This window comes from Candidatus Enterococcus murrayae, from assembly GCF_017315985.1.
GTDB classification, from domain to species: domain Bacteria; phylum Bacillota; class Bacilli; order Lactobacillales; family Enterococcaceae; genus Enterococcus_A; species Enterococcus_A murrayae.
On the sequence record NZ_JAFLVR010000041.1, the window covers coordinates 1 to 23,941 of the forward strand.

The window sequence follows — 23,941 nt, forward strand, 5'->3', positions numbered from 1 at the left end:
TATGTTGTTTGTTTCTATTTAAATAGAAACGCCCTACACATTTGGTTTGTTTTATTCGTTCAGTTTTCAAAGGTCTACATTGTTCGTCGCTTTGTTTCAGCAACTTTTAAATCATAACAGATTGCCAAGTTGATGTCAATAACTTTTTTGAAGTTTTTTTCGAAGAAGTTATTAACCTTGTTTCATGCGACTTTGATAGAATAACTGAAAATCAGCTATCTGTCAATAACAATTTTTAAGTTTTTTTGAGCAATGTTTGCTCGCTTTGGAACATAAAATAATATACCAACATTATCTTGTCTGGTCAATCAAAAATAGAGAGTTTTTTGAAGTTTTTCCCATTACTGACCATTGTTCTTTATCCTCCATGTAAATGTTCGTAAATAACATGAAAGCTGAATGAAAATTACCTTTTCACAAACGACTCAATCGTTTTTTGTTCTGGCGGCTGACATCATTTTCTAATAATTTGTTTAAACCCTAGTAAAAAAGACATCCAGCCAAGCTGAACATCTTTTTTTACTAGTTTTTTTAATTTTAACGCATCGTTGGAAACAGTAAAACATCACGGATTGACTGAACATCTGTTAGCAACATTACAAGACGATCAATTCCAATACCTAATCCACCAGTTGGCGGCATCCCATATTCTAGAGCTTCCAAAAAGTCTTCATCTACACCATGCGCCTCATCATTTCCTTGCTCGCGTTCTTTTTCCTGTGCCTCAAATCGTTGTCTTTGATCAATTGGATCATTCAACTCAGTGAAAGCATTAGCAAATTCGCGCCCTACGATAAATAGTTCAAAACGATCGGTAAATCTTCCATCTTCGCTATTTTTCTTCGCAAGCGGCGATACCTCCACAGGATGTCCAAAAACAAAGGTTGGCTGTTCAAGTGTTTCTTCAACAAACGTCTCAAAGAATTCATTAATAATATGTCCAATTTCCATTGTCTCTTTAATTTCAACGTTATGCTCTTTTGCTAATGACCGCGCTTCTTCGATAGTCATTTCTGGCCAGAAATCTACACCAGTCTGTTCTTTGATAGCATCTACCATATGGACACGCCTAAACTCAGAGCCTAAATCAATCGTTTGCCCATCATAAGAAAGAGTCGTCTCGCCAAGAACATTCTGCGCTACATCACGAATAATTCCTTCTGTTAAATTCATAACATCTAAAAAGTCTTGATACGCAGTATAGACTTCCATCATAGTAAATTCTGGATTATGAGTAGTGTCAATCCCTTCATTACGGAACACTCGTCCAATTTCGTAGACCTTTTCCATTCCGCCAACGATTAGGCGTTTCAAATGTAATTCAAGAGCAATACGCAAATACAAATCCATATCTAACGCATTATGATGTGTAATAAACGGCCGTGCAGTCGCACCTCCAGCTTCATTGTGTAAGACAGGCGTTTCTACTTCGATATACCCTAATCCATCTAAATAACGGCGAATTTGACTGATAATTTGACTGCGTTTAGTAAAACGGTCGAAACTTTCGCGATTACTAATCAAATCCAAGTAGCGTTGGCGATAGCGTTGTTCAACATTCGTCAAGCCATGATATTTTTCTGGTAACGGACGTAATGCTTTTGAAAGGAGAGTAATCTCTTTTGCTTTAATTGATACTTCACCAGTATCCGTCTTCATTATTTCTCCTGTTACACCAAAGAAATCACCTAAGTCTCCCTTTTTAAAAATAGCATAAGGTTCTTCTCCGACTTCATCTTTTCGGACATAAATCTGAATTTGCCCTTCACGATCTAGTAGATGGGCAAAACCAACTTTTCCTTTTCCACGCTTAGTCATCATACGACCAGCTACACTTGCAGTTAATTGTTTGTCAAGAAGCTCTTCTTTAGTATTAGCATCATATGTTTCATGCAGCTCTTTTGAATTTGTTGTACGTTCAAAACGTGCGCCGAACGGATCGATTCCTTCTTCACGAAGGTGTTCCATTTTTTCGCGGCGAACACGCATCTGGTCGTTCATTTCTGTCAAATTTGTTTGTTCCTCAGTCACGAATGTTCCTCCTCAGTATGTAATTACTCTTACTTATAATGCCAATGAATAGGCAAAAAATCAAGCCGAATTCCTCATTCGGCTTGAATATTAGCTAATTTTCTCTCTTAATTCAGTCTTTTCTGCAAGTTGATCTAAAATATCTAAAATGGCTTGTTTCTTTTCCGTCTGATTGATTGCGACCTTAGCTTTTGCTGCACGAGGGATGCCTTTTAGATAGTAGCTGGCATGTTGGCGAAATTCACGACAAGCGATTTTTTCACCCTTTAGATTAATCAAACGCTCTAAATGCAACTTAGCTGTTTCAATCTTTTCTCCAGCACTGGGTTCTGAGATCAGCTCGCCTGTCTCCAAGTAATGCTGTGTTCGATGGATCATCCACGGATTTCCTAGTGCGGCCCGACCGATCATTACAGCATCGACACCAACTTCTTCAATCATACGTTTAGCATCTTCCGGTGTGCGAACATCGCCATTCCCCATAAATGGAATAGTAATCTTATCTGCTACTTCCTTCAAAATCTCCCAATTTGCTTGGCCTTCATACATTTGAATGCGCGTCCTACCATGCATTGCAATGGCTGAAGCACCTGCATTTTCAGCTGCCAAAGCATTTTCTACAGCCAATATATGCTGATCATCCCAACCGATCCTCATTTTGACAGTAACTGGGATATCCACTGCTGAAGAGACGGCATCGACCATTTCATAAACTTTGTTTGGATCCAACAACCATTTTGCTCCAGCCTCAGCTTTGATGACTTTGTTTACCGGACACCCCATATTGATATCAATAATATCAGCTTCTGTATTTGCTTGAACAAATTGTGCGGCCTCCACTAACGAATCCTTATTACCTCCGAAAATTTGGACACTCAATGGGTGTTCGCGTTTATCGATATACAGCATTTCCAGTGTCTTTTTATTTCTAAAATGGATTCCTTGGTCACTGATCATCTCACAAACAACTAATCCAGCCCCAAATTCTTTCACTGTCACACGAAATGCAGCATTCGTGATGCCTGCCATCGGTGCTACAACAACTCGATTCGGTACTTCAACATCGCCAATTCTCCATGTACCATTTAACGGCTTCACTATTATTCCCCCAAAATTTCTTGTTTCAAATCATATAAGTCAGCTTCACTATACTCATATTTATTGTTGCAAAAGGCACAGACTGCTTCTGCACCGTGGTCTTGATCAATCAATTCTTGAATTTGTTCTGCTCCCAACGTAATGATAGCTGAAGCAAATTTTTCTTTTGAACAATCGCATTTGAAGCCGACTGGCATCGTTTCTAAAAATTCTACATTATCAATACCTAACAAATTTTGCAGAATTTCTTCTGGTGTCTTACCTTCATCTAATAGTGTGGAAATACGAGCTGTTCCTTTTAGCCGTTCTTCGATTTGATCAATAATCTCATCACTGGCTCCTGGCATAATCTGAATCATAAAGCCACCAGCTGTTTTGATAGAATCATCTGTATCAACTAAGACAGACACACCAACTGCAGATGGTATTTGTTCTGATACAGCTAAATAATAAGTAAAATCCTCGCCGATTTCTCCTGAGACGATCGGAGTTTGACCAGAAAATGGTTCTTTTAGTCCCAGATCCTTAATAACGGTAAACATACCTTCTGTACCGACCGCACCACGTACATCGATTTTTCCAATCTCATTTAAGGGCAGACTGATATGAGGGTTTTTGATGTAGCCTTTTACCTCACCTTTACCATTACTATCGACTACAATAGCCCCAGCAGGTCCGTTTCCCTCTATTTTCACAGTCATTTTATCTTCGCCTTTTAGAGTAGCTCCTAACATCAAGGCTCCAATCATCGTCCTACCTAAAGCCGCAGAGGACGTGTTCCATGTATCGTGACGTCGTTGTGCCTCTGCTACTGTTTCTGTTGCATTTATCGCATACGCGCGGACAAAGCCCTCATAGGCTAAGGCTTTTACTAAATAATCATTCATCTACCTGCTCCTTATTTCTAATTTACTCGTGATTGCATCATACTAGGTGTTCCAACTTTTTTCAACTTCTCTGTATAAGCTTCATAGAAAAGCTTAATAAACGTCCCCGTATAGCTAGTAGAGAACAAGCAAGCCAATCCCAGCTTATTAAAAACTATACTGCTAGTAAAAATTTATGTATTTCCACAAAAAGCTCTTGAACACCATGGCACGCTTTTATTCTTCGTTAATACTCTAGCTTGTGATAGTCGCTTCACCAATTAAAGAAGGGGCTTCATCATAATCAAATCAGTTTGCTTATCTTTTCCGACAGTAAAATCATGTGCACCAACTTTTTCAAAACCAAATGTTCGATAGAATCGCAAAGCATTCACATTCTTTTCCCACACACCTAGCCATATGCTATCGCGTCTTTCTTTACAAGCCAGTTCCAAAGCATAATCTATTAATTGCCGACCTAATCCATGACGCTTGAAAGATTTACGAATATAAATTCGCTCAACTTCTAATCCATTCTTAGCTAATGTTTCCGTTTGCGCGATTCCAGTATTCAATTTTAAGTATCCAGCTAACTCATCTGTCAAATAGACAAAGAAGAAGCGCGATTCAGGATTCTGCATTTCCTTTTCTAATTCATCTAACCCGTAAGCATTTGACAAGTACTCTTGCAAATCAGCTGGATTATTATCCAATGCAAAAGTATCACTAAAGGTTTCTATACTAATTTCCCGTAATTTTGTTAAATCTTCCAATGTACATAATCTAATTTTTCCTTCCATCTTTACCCCTCTTTAGGCTGACTAGGATCATTCTCTGTCAGCTAATATAAAAAGATAAAATAAACGGCATGTCTCCAAGGACATACCGTTTTATTTTTATTCTTGATTATCGTTTGTGTCATCAGGTTCAATTTTATCGTCTGAGTCTTTATGTTCAGGCGCTTTATCCTCTGCTTGCTTCTCAGCATCTTTTTCTTCCAAAGCACGTTTTGCTTCTTCAAAAGTTTGCGCTTGAGCTTTTTCACTAGGATAAAGACTATCTTTACCTTCTGGCATTTTACCTGTTTCAAACAACGACTTGATTGCCTTAGCATCCAAGGTTTCAAATTCCAATAATTTTTCAGCAATCAACTTATGTTGTTCACGGTGAGTTTCAATGATCTCACGTGCTTTTTCATGAGCTTGCATCAAGATACTGCGAACTTCTTCATCGATCTCAAAAGCCACTTGTTCAGAGTATGCTTTTGTTTGACCATAGTCGCGACCAACAAAGACTTGATGATTCCCTTCGTATTGCACTGGACCAAGCTTATCACTCATCCCGTATTCAGTAACCATACTACGAGCCAATGAAGTTGCTTGTTCAAAGTCATTTGATGCACCAGTCGTTTGAGCATTAAAGACGATTTCTTCAGCGGTACGCCCACCTAGCAAACCAACGATTTGTTCAAACATGTCCTCTTTAGACATCAACATTTGGTCTTCTTTTGGTAAAGCAATCATGTATCCACCGGCACGTCCTCGAGGAATAATTGTTACTTTATGGACAATACGAGCACGGTTCAAGACCATTCCGATGATAGTGTGTCCCGCTTCATGATAAGCAACCATTTCACGTTCACGCTTGCTGATGACACGATCTTTCTTAGCAGGTCCCGCAATTACGCGATCTTCAGCTTCATCCACGTCAGAAGCATCAATTTTTTTCTTGTTCCGACGAGCAGCAACCAACGCTGCCTCGTTCAAGACATTTTCCAAATCAGCACCAGCGAACCCTGGTGTTTGTTGAGCAACAACTTTCAAATCAACGTCATCTGCCAACGGTTTATTACGAGCATGAACTTTAAGAATCGCTTCACGACCTTTAACATCTGGGCGACCAACTAAAATTTGACGGTCAAAACGACCTGGTCTTAATAACGCTGGGTCCAAAACATCTGATCGGTTCGTTGCGGCAATGACGATAACACCTTCATTACCATCAAATCCATCCATTTCAACTAGCAATTGGTTCAGGGTTTGTTCACGTTCATCGTGGCCTCCGCCCATGCCGGCACCACGTTGACGACCGACAGCATCGATTTCATCGATAAAGATAATCGCCGGTGCATTTTTCTTAGCTGTTTCGAATAGGTCGCGTACACGAGAGGCTCCGACCCCAACGAACATTTCCACGAAATCCGAACCAGAGATTGAGTAGAAAGGCACTCCTGCCTCACCAGCTACAGCTTTCGCTAATAAAGTTTTACCTGTTCCCGGAGGTCCCTCTAATAAAACACCTGCAGGAATCCGAGCACCTAATTCTACAAAGCGGCGCGGATCTTTTAGGAATTCTACTACTTCGACTAGTTCTTGTTTTTCTTCTTCTGCTCCGGCAACATCAGAGAAGCGTACACGGTTGGCTTTTTTGTCAGCTTCTTTGGCTTTCGATTTACCAAAATTCATAACACGGCCATTACCGCCGCCACCGCCGCCTTGTTGTCCTAGCATCATATAGAAGAAGAAAATCATAATCAAGATTGGTAGGAAGCTTACTAGTAAAGTAACCCACATACCGCTGCTTGATTCCTCTTCAACTGTTGTCTTTACCTTATTATCCTTTGCTAAGTCAGTTACTTGACTCAATGTCGAATCATTTGGCAAAACAATTGTTGAAAAGTTAGTGGTTTTTGATTCGGTACCACCGATGATGCTTAAGCCGCCAGAATTTGAAACCTCTTGTTTTTCCTTATACTCACCGGTGATCTTATATACGCCACCAGCAGGTCGGATCTTGACGTTCTTAATTTTGCCTGCTTGCATCTGTTCTGTAAAGGTTGAATACTCGATATCTGGCGAAGCTGATTTGTTATCTCCAAAAAGGAAATAAACAACCATGACCATAGCCAAGATGACGAGAATATAATAGAGAGCATTTTTTACTCCCTTATTGTTTTTGTTCATCTGCGTCCTCCTCGCGCTTGTTAGCTTATTAGCTTGTTAAAAAAGTTTTATCAATTTTGACCTTTTAAGTATATCATACTGTGATTTTTTCGGTCACTAATTTGATTGATAAATTTCTGGCTTCAATACACCTACGTATGGCAGGTTGCGATACGCTTCCGCATAATCTAGCCCATAACCGACCACGAACTCATTCGGTACATCAAACCCAACATAGTCAGCGTGAATATCTACTACACGTCCTTCTGGTTTGTCTAACAATGTGACGATCTTCACTGATTTGGCTTTACGGTATTTAAATAAATCGACTAAATAACCCAATGTACGGCCACTATCAATGATATCTTCCACAATTAATAGATCACGTCCTTCAACATTCGTATCTAGGTCCTTAATAATCTTTACTTCACCTGAAGAAACAGTTTGATTGCCATAACTTGATACATCCATAAAATCCAGTTCAAGCTGTGCGTCAATCTCACGAACGATATCGGCCATAAAAGGTACGGCTCCTTTTAAAATACCAACCACCAAAGGATTTTTATCGGTATAATCTGTAGTTAATTGTGCGCCTAACTCAACGCAACGTTTTTGAATATCTTCTCTAGTAATCAATACTTTTTCAATATCTTTTGCTAGCATGTAGAAACTCCTTTCATTTCGCTACTTGAAGCGTATAGTCAAGTATGTAGTGTATTCTATCAGTTTCAGTTGTAATACTCAAATAGGAATTAACAAAAGGTAAAAGCGCTACTATTTCTCCCGCAGAATCTTCCACTACCCATGCTTGATCTCGTTGATCAGTTGGAATTTTCTTGTCGATAAAATAACGATTGATTCGTTTAAATAACGTTTTTGTCAATCGAATCCGATCCCCTGCGGATCTTCGTCGAATTGTTAGAGGCAATTTCACTGAGAGCGGTAACGATACATGTAGTCCATTATTTTCTGAATATACATCACTTCTTCTCAATGCGATTGTCCCTCCATCGGACAACACGATCTGCTCGTTTTCCCCTAGAGTAAATATCCCACGACTGATTGATTCTTTCTTGCTAAGGTAGAATTGTTGATAGCTTCGCATAAATTGCCAATTCTCTCCAATATCTATAGACCATTGGCTAACAGAACGTTCCATTTGCTCTAGGATCAAAAATAGCTGTCGCTGAGAAGCCACTAAGCTTGTCTGTTCTTCTATTTGCTGAAAGAAAGCAGAAAGAAAATAATAACGAGCTCCCTCTTCAACAGGCATATTTTCATACAAAAAAGACCAACGCTGTCCGTCAAATTCGATATTTCTTAAATTTTCTTTTAGCATATGCTCAATCATCTGGTTAGCCCAAGTCAGCTGCTGATGAAACTGTTGAGCATGGACTAGTATTCGTGGATTTTCCTTTTTTAGTTCAGGGACGACATTCTTACGAATGCGATTACGAAAATAGTCTTGCGTTTCGTTTGTGGCATCTTCAAAATAGATCAATCGTTCTTTTTTAGCGTAACAATAAATTTCTTCTTTCGAAAACGAAAGCAGCGGGCGCAGCAAAATCCCTGGACCAAAATCTTGCTGACGAGCAATTCCGCTATGACCTGCGAAAGAACCGCCGCGAACCATTCGCATTAATAGCGTTTCTAGCTGATCATCGCCGTGATGAGCAGTCAAGAGAAAATCATATTTTTCTTGCTCCATGATTTCTTTAAAAAAATCATAGCGAACCCGTCTTGCTTCGGCCTCAATATTTCTTTTTGCAGGATGCTCCCAAACCTTCGAATACATCGGCAAACGCTTCTTTTCGCAATAATCCCGCAAAAAAGCTGCTTCTTTCTTTGATTCTGGACGCAGCTGATGATCTACATGAATCACACCTATATCTGCGTTCTGCTGCTCTAACAAATGTAACAGTACCATTGAATCAACACCTGTTGAAACTGCCAGTAAAATTTTCTGATCTGTCATCAACTCGGGATTCTCATGAAAAAATGCTCGTTCCATGTTACACTCCTTACCCTTCGTGACTAGTCCTTTTCTCAGTAAAAAATAGCATCCTCGCACATAATTACTACTGTATTGAAAAATAAAGAACTGAGCCTATATTTCATTTCGATAAAAAAAGCTGAAATCCTGTAAGAATTTCAGCTTCTCTATTTTTAACTACGGCGACCTCCACGGCCTCCACGTTTTCCTTCGGTATTACGTTTGATCGATGACAAACGATCATCGCTATCCTTTAAAAAGGAACTCATCAATGAATCGAAGTCTTGTTTGCCGCTAGTTTGGGGTTTGCCTTTGGCAGCTGGTTTCGGACGACTATTATCTCGAAACTCACGTTTGAAAGGTTTCTTTTCTGGTTGTGGCTGGTCTTGGGCCTTACGGATTGAAAGACCGACTTTTCCGTCATCTCCCACAGAAGTTACTTTTACCGTCACTTCATCGCCAACAGTCAAAACATCATGAATGTCTTTGACAAAACCATTAGATATTTCACTGATATGGACTAAGCCCGTTTTACCCTCTCCCAAGTCAATAAAGGCACCAAAATTGGTGATTCCTGATACTTTTCCTTGCAGCTTAGCTCCTACTTCGATTGACATAAAAAAAATGTTCCTCCTAATTTTTTTCCAATTTATTTTAAAACTGCTTCTAAACCTATTTGACAGTTTCGGACTTTACTACTTCGTCAGCAGATTGCTTATCTTTGCTAGGCGTATTCGCTGAATCCGGTAAAACAAAAACCAATTCGCCGTCTTTTGAATAATAGAAACGACTACGGGCCAACTTCGCCACATAGTTATCATCTTTTAACAATTTAACGTCTTGTTTCAAACTGTCCACCTGATCATCTACCTTAGCAGATTCTGCGACTGTCTTGACTTTAATATCATTTAGTTCGCTCAAATGACGTTGCTCGTTAAAGATTTGAACTCCCATGACAATTGCGACAAAGGCTGCGACAGCAAAAAGTGCTGCTAAACGACGACGTTTAAAAATTAACTGACGATGTTGCTTTTGAAATTTACGATATTGCTCTTTTGCGTACGGCGTATCTAACGAAGCAATTTTCTGCGTCTCGTTTTCATTCATTCCTATTCGCTCCTTACCATGAAATTCTTTACTATTATATCAATTCAGGATATAATTGTCTATTTGAATTATCCCTAATTCCCGTTATTTTCCACACGAGTCTCACTAATGATACGATACATTTTCGCAGCATCGTCTTTTTTTGTAGATTCATGCAACTCTTCTACTGCGACCTCTAGAACTTTGTTTCCAAATTGGATTCTCAATTGATCCCCAACTTTCACATCTGTTGAAGATTTTGCTAATTTTCCATTCACTTGAATCCGTCCCTTATCAGCAACTTCTTTCGCCACTGTCCGACGTTTGATGATCCGTGAAATCTTTAAAAATTTGTCTAAACGCATAAATTACCCTCTTTTCCAGTTTAATCTCAATAATTTACTACCGAATGGCAGCATCAACCATTCACGAATTGTTAATAAACGCAACTGAATAGCTAAAATCAAAAAGGCACTTCCGCCAATGAATACACCTGTAATTGCCACTAGCAATGCAATACTTCTTTTTTGGACCACTCCAAAAACAATACTGATACCGCCATAATAACATAATAACACGGCGACCATGCCAGCTAAACAAATGAGTAGATTGCGTATAAAATGACGTTGACTACCATAAGTTCGTGTTTCACGATCGCAAGAAAGATGTAAAATGAACAAGGCCGTTATCAAACCAAGTAAAGTTGAAAGACTCGCACCGACCGTCCCGAAATGTTTTGTCAATCCGCCGGTAACAACTATTTTCAATAGCAAACCAGCTCCGGCAGCTTGTAACGAGCTCCGATATTCATTTTGGCTTTGAGCAATGCTTTGATAAGCCTGCACCATTGCCATAAAAAAAATAGCAAACACAAATAAAACCAGCGTCTCATTTCCTTTATAGTCTTTGAATAATGCATAATTTACATAAGGCAGCAACATTGCCAAGCCAATCGAGGCTGCTGCTGCAATCCCACAAGTCAAACGTAAAAAGATTTGACTGGTTTTAATAAACATCCTACGATCACGACTCACAAGATAGCGTGTCAATAGAGGTAAGAAGCTTGAACTCATTGCCAAGGCTACTACTAGACCTAACTGCACTAACGGTTGTCCGCGATCATAGACCCCTTTGGCCAGCTTTGCTCCATGCTCACTCAAACCAAAATCAACTAACGCTTTTTTAACGGTAAAAGAGTCAATTAGTTGAAACAAAATCAACAATCCGCTATAAATCGTCATCAGGCCGCCCTCAAGTACTAGACGTTTGCCTAAGGGCCACGAAATGTTGCCAAGGTCAGGCAACTTTCGTACGATACTTGCACCAAATACTTTCCGACGGTAGTACCATAAAACCATCACCGCAACGATGCCGCCAACTAAGGCTCCTGACATCGCTACTGTTCCCGTGCGATAAACACTCCATCCGAATTGCTTAAACGACCAAGCAGCAAATACAATTACTGCTACTCGAATCAGCTGTTCAACTACTTGCGATACCGCAGTTGGTACCATTAGTAATTTCCCTTGGAATTCTCCTCTTGTAATTGAAAGAAACGGCATAATTACAAAGGTGAAAGATACTACACGAATTAATGGTGCCAGTTCACCATCTCCCATCCAATTAGCTAATGGTTGCGCTGTGAAAAAGCACAGTGCCCACAAAATCAATCCAAAACCACTGATCAAAGGAAATAGTTCCTCCAACGCTTGACGTTGTTCCCGTGGTTTCTTTTGCTCTGCCACATATTTGGAAATGAATTGGGGCAAGCCTGATAAAGCTAAAGTCATAGCAATGCCATAAATCGGGTAAACCTGTTGATAAACATAAAATCCTTCATCACCAGCGAAGTTTTGATACGGCACTCGATAAACAGCGCTTAGTAATTTTGCTACAAATGACGCGGCAGTCAAGACGAAGGCTCCTTGCATCATGATCCGCATTTCTTTATTCGCCAGTGCCTCCACCGCCTATTCTTTGTACTTTTGTTCTCGCATCGCACGGACAAACTTACTAATTTCTCGTAGCCAAACAGCCTCATCCATATTATTTGCGATTGTCAATTTGATAACCATTTTATCCTTTTCAACACCTAATGTTGCTTTCATTTTCGTAGCGCTCAACGCCTCAAAAAGCTGTTCAACTTTATAGGCTTTCGTTCCAACCTTGCTTAAGGTAAAAATAATCTGTTGCTGGCGTTTTTGAATGCTTTCGACTAACGCTCGATCACCATCCATTTTGATTTGTCCAACATTTAATAGATTTGCTACTTCATCAGGGTAGTCTCCGAAACGATCTACCAAATCAGCTTCTACTTCATCCAGCATCTCCGTACTCTCTAACTCGCGGATTCGTTTATAAATCTCAATTTTTTGTCGTTCATCTTCAATATAGTTTCCTGGAATATACGCATCGATTCCTAAATTGATTTCTACTGAAGTTCGTTCAACTTGAGTATTTTTCCCTTGTTTGCGATCCACTGCTTCAGACAACATTTGTGAATACATATCAAAACCGACTGCATCGATAAAACCGTGTTGCTGTGCACCTAAAAGATTCCCTGCTCCACGAATGGATAAATCTCGCATCGCTATTTTAAATCCGGAACCCAATTCGGTAAAATCTTTGATTGCCTGCAAACGTTTTTCACTAACTTCATTCAGTATTTTTTGCGGCTCATACATAAAATAAGCATAAGCGATCCGATTGCTTCGTCCAACCCGTCCACGTAATTGATATAAAGTTGACAGGCCCATATAATCAGCATTTTCAACAAACAATGTATTCACATTAGGTATGTCTACACCCGTTTCGATAATCGTCGTGGTGACCAAAATATCAAATTGCCCATCAATAAAGTCCATCAATGTATTTTCTAATTGAACTTCCGTCATCTGTCCATGTGCAAATCCTATTTTTGCGTCGGGAACCAACATTTGCAGTTCTTCGACTTTTCGTTCAATTGTCTCTACTCGATTATATAGGTAAAAGGCCTGTCCTCCACGAGCCATCTCACGCTCAATTGCTTCGCGAATCGCTCCTGGGTTAGTCTCCATCACATACGTTTGAATTGGATAACGATTTTCCGGCGGGGTTTCAATCACAGACAGATCCCGCACACCTAACATAGACATATGCAACGTTCGGGGAATCGGTGTTGCTGTTAAAGTCAGCACATCCACTTGGGAACGCAATTGTTTTAAACGCTCTTTATGCTTCACACCAAAACGCTGTTCTTCGTCAATGACTAATAATCCCAAGTCTGCAAACTGTAAATCTTGCGACAATAGACGGTGCGTACCTACCACAATATCAACTTGCCCAGTGCGAATCTGCTCAATTGTTTCATTTTGCTGTTTCTTTGTACGGAATCGACTCAGCATGGCTACATTTACGGGGAAATTTTCGAAACGTTCCGTCATCGTATCATAGTGCTGCTGCGCCAAGATAGTCGTTGGTACGAGAAAAGCAACTTGCTTATTTTCTTTGATTGCTTTAAATGCCGCCCGCAATGCTACTTCGGTCTTACCGAAACCAACATCCCCCACTAACAAACGATCCATTGGACGAGTTTTTTCCATATCATGCTTGATTTCCGCAGTACTTCGCAGCTGATCATCTGTTTCGCTATATGGAAAGGCATCCTCAAACTCCTTTTGATACTCATCATCTGGCCCAAATGCATAACCACGCTCTGCTTCGCGTCTTGCGTATAGCTCGATCAAATCATCTGCAATATCTTCAATTTTTTTCGAAACCTTACTCTTTGTCTTGGTCCATTCACTGCCGCCCAGTTTATTAATCTTCGGCGGCTTTGCTTCAGAAGAAACATATTTTTGAATCAAGTTTAATTGCGTAACGGGAATAAACAGCTTATCGTCTTTTTGGTACATGATCGACATATAATCTTGATGGACACCATCAATTTCAATCGTCTCCATCCCGATATATTTACCGATCCCATGATTAGCATGAACTACATAATCCCCAGGTTTTAACTCATTGTAGCTCTTCAGACGTTCTGCGTTTGATATCGTCTGTCGGCGAGCACGTTTTTTAGTGACTTTTTGAAAAATCTCTCGTTCTGTCACTACAACCAATTTATCCTGCGGTAATTCAAATCCATTTGTTAAAGCTCCCGTAACAATCTGTGTTTGTCCAGTTAATAAACGATCAGGTGTCGTTTGGACTGCTTTGATATCTACGTCATGAAACTCCTGAGTCAACTTTTCTTGTCGTTCTTGGTCTGATACAAGAAATAAAACCGTCTGCTCTTGTTTTTGCCAACGATCCACTTCTGTTTTTAGCAATGGCATTTGACCAAAAAACTGTTGCATCGAACGATACTGGAAATTATGGATCGCTTCAAAGCGCAGGTTTCCCATTCCTTTTTGAAATAGTGAGAAAAAGCTTGTAATAAGCTTAGTCTTTTTAATCAGCTCATGTGCATTCATGCTAAAGCTCTGTTCAGAAAAAACGCGCAGCTCTTCAATTTTTTGAGTATGCCACTCAGCTTCCTCCCGCTCCATTTCACGATGTGTCTCCATCATACGAGGATAATCATCTACAAACAGTAAGGCATCTTTAGAAAAATGATCCAATAACGAAACTTTTTCTTCATATAATAGATCCGTATAATATTTTGCGTGCTCTGTCGGTATTCCGTCTTCCCAGGAAGCGATCAATTGACCAAAGTAATCGTTCAAAAAGTTATAGTCTTCTTTTTCTTTCGTAACCGCTAAGCGATTTTGCAAAAGATGATTCACCTTCTGAGCACCTTGAGTCAGATCCTCTGCAGAGAATACAAGATCTGTAGTTGGTGTAATAAAAACTTCATTTAGATTTTCTACTGAGCGTTGGGTTTCTGGTTCAAAATAGCGCAGTGAATCAATTTCTACATCAAAAAGCTCCACTCGAACAGGGTATTCTGTCGTCAATGGATAGATGTCAACAATACTTCCACGCATACTAAATTCACCCGGTTTACCGACCATCGTTTGACGTTCATACCCCATCAACACTAACCGTTGTGCCAAGTTCTCTAAATCAACCTCGCCGCCAATTTTCCAATGCAGCTGGTTCTCTTTCCACGTTTTAGCCGTTGGTAAATATTTTCTCAATGCCGCCACTGGCACTACATAAATGCCATTCTCTCCTTGAGATAATGCCTGTAATGTCGACACGCGCTCTGCTCTTGCTTCTGGTGACGCGAAGGCCATTTCTGCAGAAAGCACCTCATCTACTGGAAACAGATGAACATCGTCAACTATATTCCTCAGCTCATCAGTTAATTGATTACTATAGTAGAGATTTGGCACAACGACCACCGTCTGTTTCTGACTTACCTGATGTGTGGCGGCCATTACCAAAGCCTTCGCCGAACCAGAAAGTCCGATCAACAATTGTCGCTTCGCCTGTTTATTTAAATTATTTTGCCATTCTTTAACCAATGACAGCTGATTTATAAATTCAATCAAGTTCATTTTCTTGCTCCTTATATATTCCATTTAAACTGCCAAACTCAACGAGCTTATTTATAAAAAGTTCGCATTAATTAAACCTATTCATCGTTTGCAGGAAATCTTTACTTGAGACAAAATCATCTATGGCTTCACCAGCACGTGCAACGCTGTCTGCAATGATTGCTGTATCCTCTTTACTGAAGGTGCTTAATACATGGTTCACAACCGTCTTCCCATTTGGTCGACCAATGCCAATTTTAATTCGATTAAACTCCTGCGTCCCGATATGCGAGATAATGCTTTTCAATCCATTATGTCCTCCAGCACTGCCTTTTTGCCTCAATCGTAATTTTCCAAGCTCCATGTCCAAGTCATCAGCAATCACTACCAGCTCTTCTAAATAAACACCGAAATATGTCATCAACGGACCCACTGCTCTGCCGGACTCGTTCATAAAAGTTAATGGCTTGACCAATAAAATTTTTTCACCATTCACAAAATAATCAGCTACTTCTGCTTCAAATGTATTTCTTTTAAAGACAGCTCCATGTTCCTTCGCCAATTGATCCACGACCATAAAGCCGACATTATGTTTTGTATTTTCATATTTTTTCCCTGGATTTCCTAAACCCACGATCATTTTCATACTATCTCGCCTCGTTCTTCTAAATAAATTCTTCTGCTATTATTTATTGAAATTCAATTGATTTTCATCCGCATGACAAAATGCTGGATAGTCAAATGACTACCCAGTCCAAAATTTTCTTTATACAGTATAACACAAACTCCCCTGTAGTGACCGTTTTCAGTGCTTTAAGACTCCATTAAGATTCTGTTATTTTTGAAAAAAGTTTATGTTACCAGTATCTTGAGCTGTTAGTACATGAAGCGTTTTCTTTTGAAACAGCAAAAATAACTGTATTATTAATGAGTAAAATACGTGACAAGTTTCATTAATTAGTGTTATCATTCCACTGGAAAAACAAATATAAGAAGGGATTGGTACACATGACTGCAACAGCAGCTAGTAAAACCCATCAAAAAGTAATGTTAATCGGAGACGGCGCAGTAGGTTCAAGTTATGCCTTCGCTCTAGTCAATCAAAATATCGCTCAAGAAATCGGTATTATCGATATCGATAGCAATCGCACACAAGGAGATGCAATTGATTTATCTCATGCATTGGCCTTTACGTCACCTAAGAAAATTTATTCAGCCTCTTACGAAGACTGTCACGATGCGGACTTAGTTGTCATTACTGCTGGCGCTCCACAAAAACCAGGCGAAACTCGTTTAGACTTAGTCGGTAAAAATCTACGCATCAACAAAAGTATCGTAGAGCAAGTTGTTGCCTCTGGATTTGACGGTATCTTTTTAGTCGCAGCAAATCCTGTAGACATTTTAACTTACTCTACTTGGAAATTCTCTGGCTTCCCTAAAGAACGTGTTATTGGTTCAGGTACTTCTTTAGATACAGCTCGTTTCCGTCAAGCAATCGCAGAATTGGTTAATGTTGATGCTCGTAATGTCCACGCTTATATTTTAGGGGAACACGGCGACTCAGAATTCCCAGTTTGGTCACATGCTAATGTTGCTGGTTTACAAATCTATGAATGGGTAAAAGATAATCCAGAAGTTGATGAAGAAGCCCTTGTTAATCTATTCTTTGGTGTACGTGATGCTGCATACGAAATCATCGAGAAAAAAGGGGCAACTTTCTATGGTATTGCCGTTGCCCTAGCTCGTATTACTCGTGCTATCTTAAATGATGAGAGTGCCGTATTCCCACTATCTGTATACCTAGAAGGTCAATATGGACAAAATGATATTTACATTGGTGCTCCAGCAGTTGTCAATGCTAAAGGAATCCAAAATATCATTGAAATTCCATTAACTGATGCTGAAAAAGATCGTATGGATGCTTCTGCTAAAGAACTTAAAGAAGTTATGGAAAAAGCTTTCGCTGATCTTGAAGCTGAAGGAAAATAAAGAATTCTTAAGCCGTAAAGAATATGAATATTCTTTGCGGCCTTTTTTAATATTTGCTAACGTTTCAAAACATATTACTCGTATTTCAACCATTCTGTGGTATATTTATATTCGGTATATCATTTTGAAAATCGACTATTATTTTAAATAGAAATACTTCGATAGTTAATGAAGACCAAATAAAAGGAAATGCAATGAGGAGTTATTTCGATGACAAGAAATGAAAGAAGAAATTCTCGTAGCCGAACGCGAATCGGTGTGATTGTTGTATTAGGTTTATTGGTAGTTTCAATTGGCGGATACACTGTTCGCAGTACATATTATGCTCAAAGGTTCCTTCCCAACACGGTAGTGAATGGAGTAAAAATTAATAATTTGACGGTGAGTGAAGCCAACCGAAAGATTACTCGCGAGCTGACAGATTCCCCTTTCCTAATTAAAATCGACAAAGAAAATTGGAAAGAAATCAATCGCAAGGATTTAGGCTGGCAAAATAATTATCTGCCTGGATTAAAAGAGATGCAGAAAAAACAAAATCCATTTAGCTGGGGTATGCAGCTAGTCTCCGCAGCAGATACAAAAGATGTCGACGGCAACACTTTAGATGAAAATAAATTGAATGCTGTTGGCGAAGCAGTTCGTGCAGAATTAACTCAAGCCAATTCAACTCGAACTGCAACAGAAAATGCGAAGGTCACTCGGTCAAATGATGGTTTTGAGATCACTCCTGAAAAACAAGGGAACACGATCGATGTCGATGCTGCCGTAACTGCTTTTAAAGAGGCGGCAAAAAATGGCAAACATGATATTGATTTTGATGATTATCTTATCAAACCAACTATTACCAAAGATGATGCTGATTTAAAGAAAACTATGGAAAAAATGAATGCCGTAGCAAAAATCAAAGCAAACTATAGTATCAATGGAGAAAATTTCCAAATTCCTTCATCAGACATCAATAATTGGTTAATCGATGAAAATGGCACGATGTCACTTGATAAAGATAAAGTGACTGCCTATGTTACGAACTTAGGCGAAAAATACAACACAAGTTCTAAACCAACCGAATTCAATAGTACTCGTCGCGGAAAGGTTTCAGTCCCATCAGGTACGTATAGTTGGACAATCAATACTTCTGAAGAAGTGGATGCTTTAACGAAACAGATATTAGAAGGAAAAGACTTCACACGTTCACCAATTGTTACTGGTGCAACAACAGCAGATAAACCGCTAATAGATAAAACATATATTGAAGTAGACTTGCAAAATCAACATATGTGGTATTACAAAGATGGTAAAGTCGCTTTAGAAACAGATATCGTCAGCGGAAAACCAAGCTCACCAACTCCTGCTGGTGTCGATTATGTCTGGTCAAAAGAAACCAACAAGACTCTACGAGGAAAAAATGATGATGGGTCAGATTACGCAAGTCCCGTTAAATATTGGATGCCGATTGATTGGACTGGTGTAGGACTTCACGATTCTGACTGGCAACCTGAATATGGGGGCGAACTTTGGAAAACCCGCGGATCTCATGGATGTGTGAATACACCACCAGCTGTAATGGCCCAACTTTTTGATATGGTAGAAGTCGGGACACCTGTATTGGTCTTTTAGTAAAAAACAGTGAAATGTATCGACAAAAATAGACTTTTACGGAGTGGAGAAATCCACTCCGTTTTTCTTTGCTTTTTTGATGATTCTATTCTAAGTCGCTTCACGGTAAGATAACTCACTTGTTTGATATAACTTCGCAGCTATCTTAAATAAAACAGTATAACTTTGATTTTGTCGTTTTCGAAGAACCCCCTCATTTCCGAATTCTCGATAAGCAATGATCCAACCTTTCACTTGTCTATCTGACTTTATTTCTGGCTTCTTTGATAAAGTGTTGCACTTGATTTGACAATTCAAGCTATAAAAAATACCAACCTCCAGAAGTTCGATTTTTAGTCTAACTTTTGGGGGGCGGTACAATTCGTTGTTTTTACTTTATAAAGATAGTTTCGATTTTGTTTAATGCTTGAAGCTCTATTCAGCCGAAGTAAATACTTCTGAAACGTCATCATCGTCCTCTAATTTCTCAACTAAACGCTCCAGTTTTTCCTGTTGCTCCTCATTCAGACTAACCGTCGTTTGGGGAATCATTGTTAGTTCTGCCTGCGCCAGAGTAAACCCATCTGCCTCCAATTGATCCCGCACACTAGAAAAATCCTCAGCAGCTGTATATATCTCAAAAACCTCCGGCAAAATCTCCATGTCCTCTGCACCGGCTTCCAACACATCTTCAAACATCGTATCCTCGTCCACAGTCAAGTTTTCACGCTCAATGGCGATGTACCCTTTTCGATCAAACATGTAATTTACCGAACCAGTCTCTCCTAAATTACCACCATTTCGAGTAAACGCCACACGAACGTTTGTCGCTGTTCGATTTCGATTGTCAGTTAGTGCATGAACCAAAATTGCTACACCTCCAGGACCATATCCTTCATAAGTGATTTCATCATAGTGCTCACCTTCACCTGCGGATGTTGCTTTCTTAATTGCTCGATCAACATTATCATTTGGCATATTGGCCGATTTAGCTTTATCAATCACTAATCGCAGGGCAGGATTCGTACTCGGGTCAGGACCGCCAGCTTTAGCTGCCATATAAATTTCTCGCGACATCTTCTGAAAAATTTTTCCTCTTTTTGCATCTTGAGCATTTTTCCGCCCTTGAATATTATGCCATTTGCTATGTCCTGACATGATTACATTCCTCCTATATATTTTGATCCCTTATATTTTCCGTCTGAAACCATTTTTCGTCAAGAATTATCCCCAATCAACGCTTCTTACGAATAAATCGATAAATGAGAATAATCAAACAGGCCGTCAATGCGCCGCATGAATCCAGCATCACATCTTGGAATAATGGCGTACGACCGCCAGTCAGCATTTGATGAAATTCATCTGTCGCTGCATAACCAGTTGCAGCTAACCAAGCGAAAAACAGACTTAAGACCGATGATTTTTGCTTCAATTTGGGTAATAATCCTAAGTATAGGCTACCGCCTAAAATAAAATAAGTCATAAAATGGGCTGCCTTGCGAATAAAGAATTCAACAAATTTAACATAGCCTTTTGCAGCTATACTTACTTCACTACCGGCATAGTTAAATGATACTTGACTAAAAAAACCTTTCAGCGGTTCATTTGACAATATCCTTTCAATTAATGAGACCTGGCTTTGCTGTTGATAAGTCATAGAAGAGCTAATAAATAAAACCGCCATCATCAAAATGGCCAGTCCAAAGTAGAAATTACCGTTTTTTATCTGTTTCTGCATTGCTTTTCCTCCATAAAAAAACCGGTACGAATTTCGTACCGGTCATGATTGATTAAGTTAGATTACATACGAACCGCAAAGCTTGGTGCATAATAACTTACAGAACTTACTGTAACTGTTTCACCTGGTTGAGGTGCGTGGATATATTGTCCGCCGCCCATTGCAATAGCTACGTGATATGAACCGCCAGGGCTACCCCAGAAGTATAAATCTCCAGCTTGTGCTTGATCAACAGAGATACGTGTTCCAGCTGATTCTTGAGGAACAGTCCATCCGCCGATTTCACGACCAGTTGCTTGACGGTACACATATGATGTAAAACCAGAGCAGTCAAAACCTGCTGGTGTTTTTCCACCCCACACGTAAGGTGTGCCGATATATTTCATTGCTTCAGCAACAACTCCTCCAGTATTACCAGATGGTGCTGGCGCTGGTGTTGGAGCCGGTGTTTCAGGTACAGCTGGTGTCTCCGGTGTTGATGGCGTCGTAGGCGCTGGTGTAGGTGTTGCTCCGCCGCCTTGGAAATTATCTTCACTAGTTGATGCTGTTGAAGACTCTGTTGTACTTGATTCTGTTTGTTGTTCTGTTGATGAAGATTCTACTGTAGACGAAGACTCAACCGTTGAACTTTCAGTTGTAGTACTTGCAGCAGCCTCTTCTTGTGCTTTACGATCTGCTTCTGCTTTAGCATCCGCATCAGCTTTTGCTTTATCTGCTTCTGCCTTTTGAGCTGCTTCTTGTGCTTCGGCAGCTTTACGTGCTTCTTCTTGAACACGTTGTTGCTCTTTGATTGCAGCTTCTTGTTTTTCTTTCAGACTTGCTTTTTCACTTTCAGCAGTCGCTTGTTCAGCAGCCAATGTCGTTGTTTGAACATTCAGATCTGCCTGTTTAGCAATTAAATCACCTTTTTGACTTTCCAATGTTGCTTGGTTTGCCGTGATTTGTTCTTGTTGTTTTTGATTTTCAGTTTGTTTTTTCTCAACTTCAGCTTTGTCTGCTTTTTGTTGTTCAACTAAATCGTTGTTTGCTTTCACGATCGTTGACATTGCTTGAACACGACTAACAGCATCGGTGAATGATTCAGCATTCAATACCACATCAATAACATTTGCTGATGACTGTTTTACTTGCACATTACGTGCTTGCTCTTTGATTGCTTCTGAGCGTTTTTCGATCCGTTTTTGCAATGTTTCGATTTGCTTTTGCAATTCTTGAGATTTTTGTTTTAACGATGCTTGTTCGTTTAATAGACCTTGCGCTTTATCGTTAATTGAAGCAACTTCACCTTCTAATGCACTGATTTGTGATTGTGCATCAGTTTGTTGGTTTTGTAAACTTGAAATTTTTGCATCTTGATCAGCAATTTTACTATCAAATTCATCGGCAGAAGCTGCGGCTGGAGCTGCTAATGCGCTTAATGTTACTGAACATACCATTAATGCTGATAACAAACTTTTTTTCACTCTAATGTCCTCCGACTACTTAAATGTTTTATTTAAAATTTTATTAGACTTTTTTCTAACACATTCATGAGTTTACCATAGCTGTATGTCATCCATATAATAGCTTTGTTACAAAAACATTTCATTTCACTATTTTTCAGTTACAAATCGAGCGCACAAAAAAACAGAAGATTTTTTCTTCTGTTTTTTACCTTCATTCAAATGGTTCTATTTTCCCTTTAAATACCAAGTTCTTCTTCTGAAGGACCAATCAAAATTTTCTCTAATGGAAAGATTAAAATTACAAAAGTCAAAATATTAAGAAGCAGTGTCGGACCTAAATATCGCGGAACAAAAAAGTCGCTGTTAACCCCAGTTAAACCAAAAATAGTTTGCAGTAATAAGCTAATCAGCTCAAAGATAGTAACACTAATTACAACTGTAAAAAAGAGTGTCAAAATATTTTGCTGAATCGTTTTCTTAAAGAAACAAAGAAGCATAACTAGCAACGGAAAAATCACAGCATAAATTCCAATAACGCCAATATAGTATAGGTCATACAAAATCCCCAAAACCAAGGAAGTGCCCAGTAAAAAACGCTCATTTACAACTCTTGAAATGATCATTAGCACCAACAGTGCTAAATGTGCATTCGCCACATAAACATTATCTGTTAAAGATGCAATGATCCGAGTCACATGCGCATCTAGCAAAAATAAGAAAAACAGTAAGAAGGGCGTGATGTATTTTAAGGTTTTCCGTCTAATCATTCGGTCGCTCCCGCCATTCTTTGGATGATCGTTACGACTGAGATATCATACATCTGCGCATAAGGCTTAATGTACACTTCGCGATTTAAGCCAAAACTGTCTGATTTTACTTTCTCAACAGTGCCGATAGCAAGATCTGCAGGTGAATTACCGCCTAAACCAGAAGTCTGAACGATATCACCTTCTTTAATTTCCTGTTTATCGTTGGTTTCCGCAATCAGCCGTTGCTCCTTTGTATCATACTTATTCAAAAGACCAAAGGAATTCCCATTCTCGGAACTTATTTTTACCGGAAAATGATTGCTGCTTTTATTATCTGATGTTAATAATTGAATTTTGGATGAATGAGCATTCACTTCCATTACACGACCAATCAGCCCTTTTTGAGACATGACCGCCATGTTACCTTCTACCCCATCTGCACTCCCTTTATCAACGATCAGCATATCCTGCCACGTATCTGGAGAACGCGTAATTACATTTGCAGTCACCTTTTCATAACTGGTCAGTGTTTGGTTCAATTCAAGTTCATCTTTTAAACGCTCTATTTCTTGCGCTTGATTCTTCGTTTGTTGCTTCACTTCATCGTATTGATCGACTTCACTTTTCAGCTTTTGATTCTCATCGTAAGTGTTAATCAAGTTAGAAACAGATTGAACACCGCTGCTAAGCCAACGTCCAGGTGCTGTAATTACTTTATCAACAACACTTATAGTGTCATTCACAGCTGATTGAACAACGTTCGTATCACTGTCTTTTGCACGATTTGCAGCAGTAATCGAAACAGTTGCCACAACTATAATAACAACAATTAATATAATAATAATATTCTTATTTGGATTAAACTTTCTCACTTAGGCACCTCTGAACGCTATAATATAGAATAAATTCTACCACTAAACGCCGGGATTAAAAAGCGTGGACGGTT

At 39.3% G+C, this 23,941-nt stretch carries 20 protein-coding genes; 2 read left to right on the plus strand and 18 right to left on the minus strand.

What is annotated here, in order from left to right; translation table 11 throughout:
* Positions 1 to 537: 537 nt before the first annotated feature.
* The 13 genes from lysS to pth all read right to left on the minus strand — a co-directional run bounded on the left by lysS (position 538) and on the right by pth (position 16,124).
* Positions 538 to 2,001, minus strand: coding sequence for a lysine--tRNA ligase (lysS, locus tag JZO85_RS16155; protein ID WP_207109602.1), 1,464 nt, complete (start codon positions 1,999 to 2,001; stop codon positions 538 to 540).
* A gap of 120 nt (positions 2,002 to 2,121) precedes the next feature.
* Positions 2,122 to 3,129, minus strand: a complete 1,008-nt coding sequence (gene dusB, locus JZO85_RS16160) for a tRNA dihydrouridine synthase DusB (protein WP_207109550.1) — start codon at positions 3,127 to 3,129, stop codon at positions 2,122 to 2,124.
* 2 nt (positions 3,130 to 3,131) lie between these two features.
* Entirely contained in the window at positions 3,132 to 4,016 is an 885-nt protein-coding gene (hslO, locus tag JZO85_RS16165) for an Hsp33 family molecular chaperone HslO (protein WP_207109551.1), read from the minus strand.
* Between the two features lie 260 nt (positions 4,017 to 4,276).
* The gene (locus tag JZO85_RS16170; RefSeq protein WP_207109552.1) at positions 4,277 to 4,795 is read right to left on the minus strand and encodes a GNAT family N-acetyltransferase; all 519 of its coding nucleotides are present in this window, start codon (positions 4,793 to 4,795) and stop codon (positions 4,277 to 4,279) included.
* Positions 4,796 to 4,891: 96 nt separating this feature from the next.
* On the minus strand, positions 4,892 to 6,958 hold the full coding sequence (ftsH, locus tag JZO85_RS16175) for an ATP-dependent zinc metalloprotease FtsH (protein ID WP_207109553.1): 2,067 nt from the start codon (positions 6,956 to 6,958) through the stop codon (positions 4,892 to 4,894).
* Positions 6,959 to 7,054: 96 nt separating this feature from the next.
* Positions 7,055 to 7,600 (minus strand): hypoxanthine phosphoribosyltransferase, encoded by a 546-nt coding sequence (gene hpt, locus JZO85_RS16180; RefSeq protein ID WP_207109554.1) that lies wholly within the window; start codon positions 7,598 to 7,600, stop codon positions 7,055 to 7,057.
* A 13-nt stretch (positions 7,601 to 7,613) separates the two neighbouring features.
* On the minus strand, positions 7,614 to 8,948 hold the full coding sequence (gene tilS, locus JZO85_RS16185) for a tRNA lysidine(34) synthetase TilS (protein ID WP_207109555.1): 1,335 nt from the start codon (positions 8,946 to 8,948) through the stop codon (positions 7,614 to 7,616).
* A 155-nt stretch (positions 8,949 to 9,103) separates the two neighbouring features.
* A complete protein-coding gene (locus JZO85_RS16190; protein WP_207109556.1) occupies positions 9,104 to 9,547 on the minus strand; it encodes a S1 domain-containing RNA-binding protein in 444 nt (147 codons plus the stop codon).
* A gap of 55 nt (positions 9,548 to 9,602) precedes the next feature.
* Positions 9,603 to 10,037 carry an FtsB family cell division protein gene (locus JZO85_RS16195; RefSeq protein ID WP_207109557.1) on the minus strand — a complete coding sequence of 145 codons (435 nt, stop codon included), beginning with the start codon at positions 10,035 to 10,037 and terminating at the stop codon, positions 9,603 to 9,605.
* Between the two features lie 74 nt (positions 10,038 to 10,111).
* Positions 10,112 to 10,381: an RNA-binding S4 domain-containing protein gene (locus JZO85_RS16200; protein ID WP_088933631.1), complete on the minus strand. Its 270-nt coding sequence runs from the start codon at positions 10,379 to 10,381 to the stop codon at positions 10,112 to 10,114.
* 3 nt (positions 10,382 to 10,384) lie between these two features.
* Positions 10,385 to 11,947, minus strand: coding sequence for a putative polysaccharide biosynthesis protein (locus JZO85_RS16205; protein ID WP_207109603.1), 1,563 nt, complete (start codon positions 11,945 to 11,947; stop codon positions 10,385 to 10,387).
* 39 nt (positions 11,948 to 11,986) lie between these two features.
* On the minus strand, positions 11,987 to 15,499 hold the full coding sequence (gene mfd, locus JZO85_RS16210) for a transcription-repair coupling factor (protein ID WP_207109558.1): 3,513 nt from the start codon (positions 15,497 to 15,499) through the stop codon (positions 11,987 to 11,989).
* Positions 15,500 to 15,566: 67 nt separating this feature from the next.
* Entirely contained in the window at positions 15,567 to 16,124 is a 558-nt protein-coding gene (gene pth, locus JZO85_RS16215; RefSeq protein WP_207109559.1) for an aminoacyl-tRNA hydrolase, read from the minus strand.
* A gap of 362 nt (positions 16,125 to 16,486) precedes the next feature.
* On the opposite strand from pth, the gene JZO85_RS16220 reads away from it, so the two are divergent.
* Positions 16,487 to 17,467 (plus strand): L-lactate dehydrogenase, encoded by a 981-nt coding sequence (locus JZO85_RS16220; protein WP_207109560.1) that lies wholly within the window; start codon positions 16,487 to 16,489, stop codon positions 17,465 to 17,467.
* A gap of 210 nt (positions 17,468 to 17,677) precedes the next feature.
* Complete coding sequence (locus JZO85_RS16225; RefSeq protein WP_207109561.1) at positions 17,678 to 19,084, plus strand: L,D-transpeptidase family protein; 1,407 nt, start codon at positions 17,678 to 17,680, stop codon at positions 19,082 to 19,084.
* A 414-nt stretch (positions 19,085 to 19,498) separates the two neighbouring features.
* Here JZO85_RS16225 and JZO85_RS16230 read toward each other — a convergent pair whose 3' ends face one another.
* The 5 genes from JZO85_RS16230 to mreC form a co-directional block, all read right to left on the minus strand.
* Positions 19,499 to 20,221 (minus strand): YebC/PmpR family DNA-binding transcriptional regulator, encoded by a 723-nt coding sequence (locus JZO85_RS16230; RefSeq protein WP_207109562.1) that lies wholly within the window; start codon positions 20,219 to 20,221, stop codon positions 19,499 to 19,501.
* A 76-nt stretch (positions 20,222 to 20,297) separates the two neighbouring features.
* Positions 20,298 to 20,801, minus strand: a complete 504-nt coding sequence (locus JZO85_RS16235; protein ID WP_207109563.1) for a VanZ family protein — start codon at positions 20,799 to 20,801, stop codon at positions 20,298 to 20,300.
* Positions 20,802 to 20,863: 62 nt separating this feature from the next.
* Complete coding sequence (locus tag JZO85_RS16240) at positions 20,864 to 22,264, minus strand: PcsB-like coiled-coil domain-containing protein (RefSeq protein WP_207109564.1); 1,401 nt, start codon at positions 22,262 to 22,264, stop codon at positions 20,864 to 20,866.
* Positions 22,265 to 22,482: 218 nt separating this feature from the next.
* A complete protein-coding gene (gene mreD, locus JZO85_RS16245; RefSeq protein WP_207109565.1) occupies positions 22,483 to 23,013 on the minus strand; it encodes a rod shape-determining protein MreD in 531 nt (176 codons plus the stop codon).
* Positions 23,010 to 23,867: a rod shape-determining protein MreC gene (gene mreC / locus JZO85_RS16250; protein ID WP_207109566.1), complete on the minus strand. Its 858-nt coding sequence runs from the start codon at positions 23,865 to 23,867 to the stop codon at positions 23,010 to 23,012. Before mreC ends, mreD begins: the two co-directional genes overlap by 4 nt.
* Between the last annotated feature and the right edge of the window lie 74 nt (positions 23,868 to 23,941).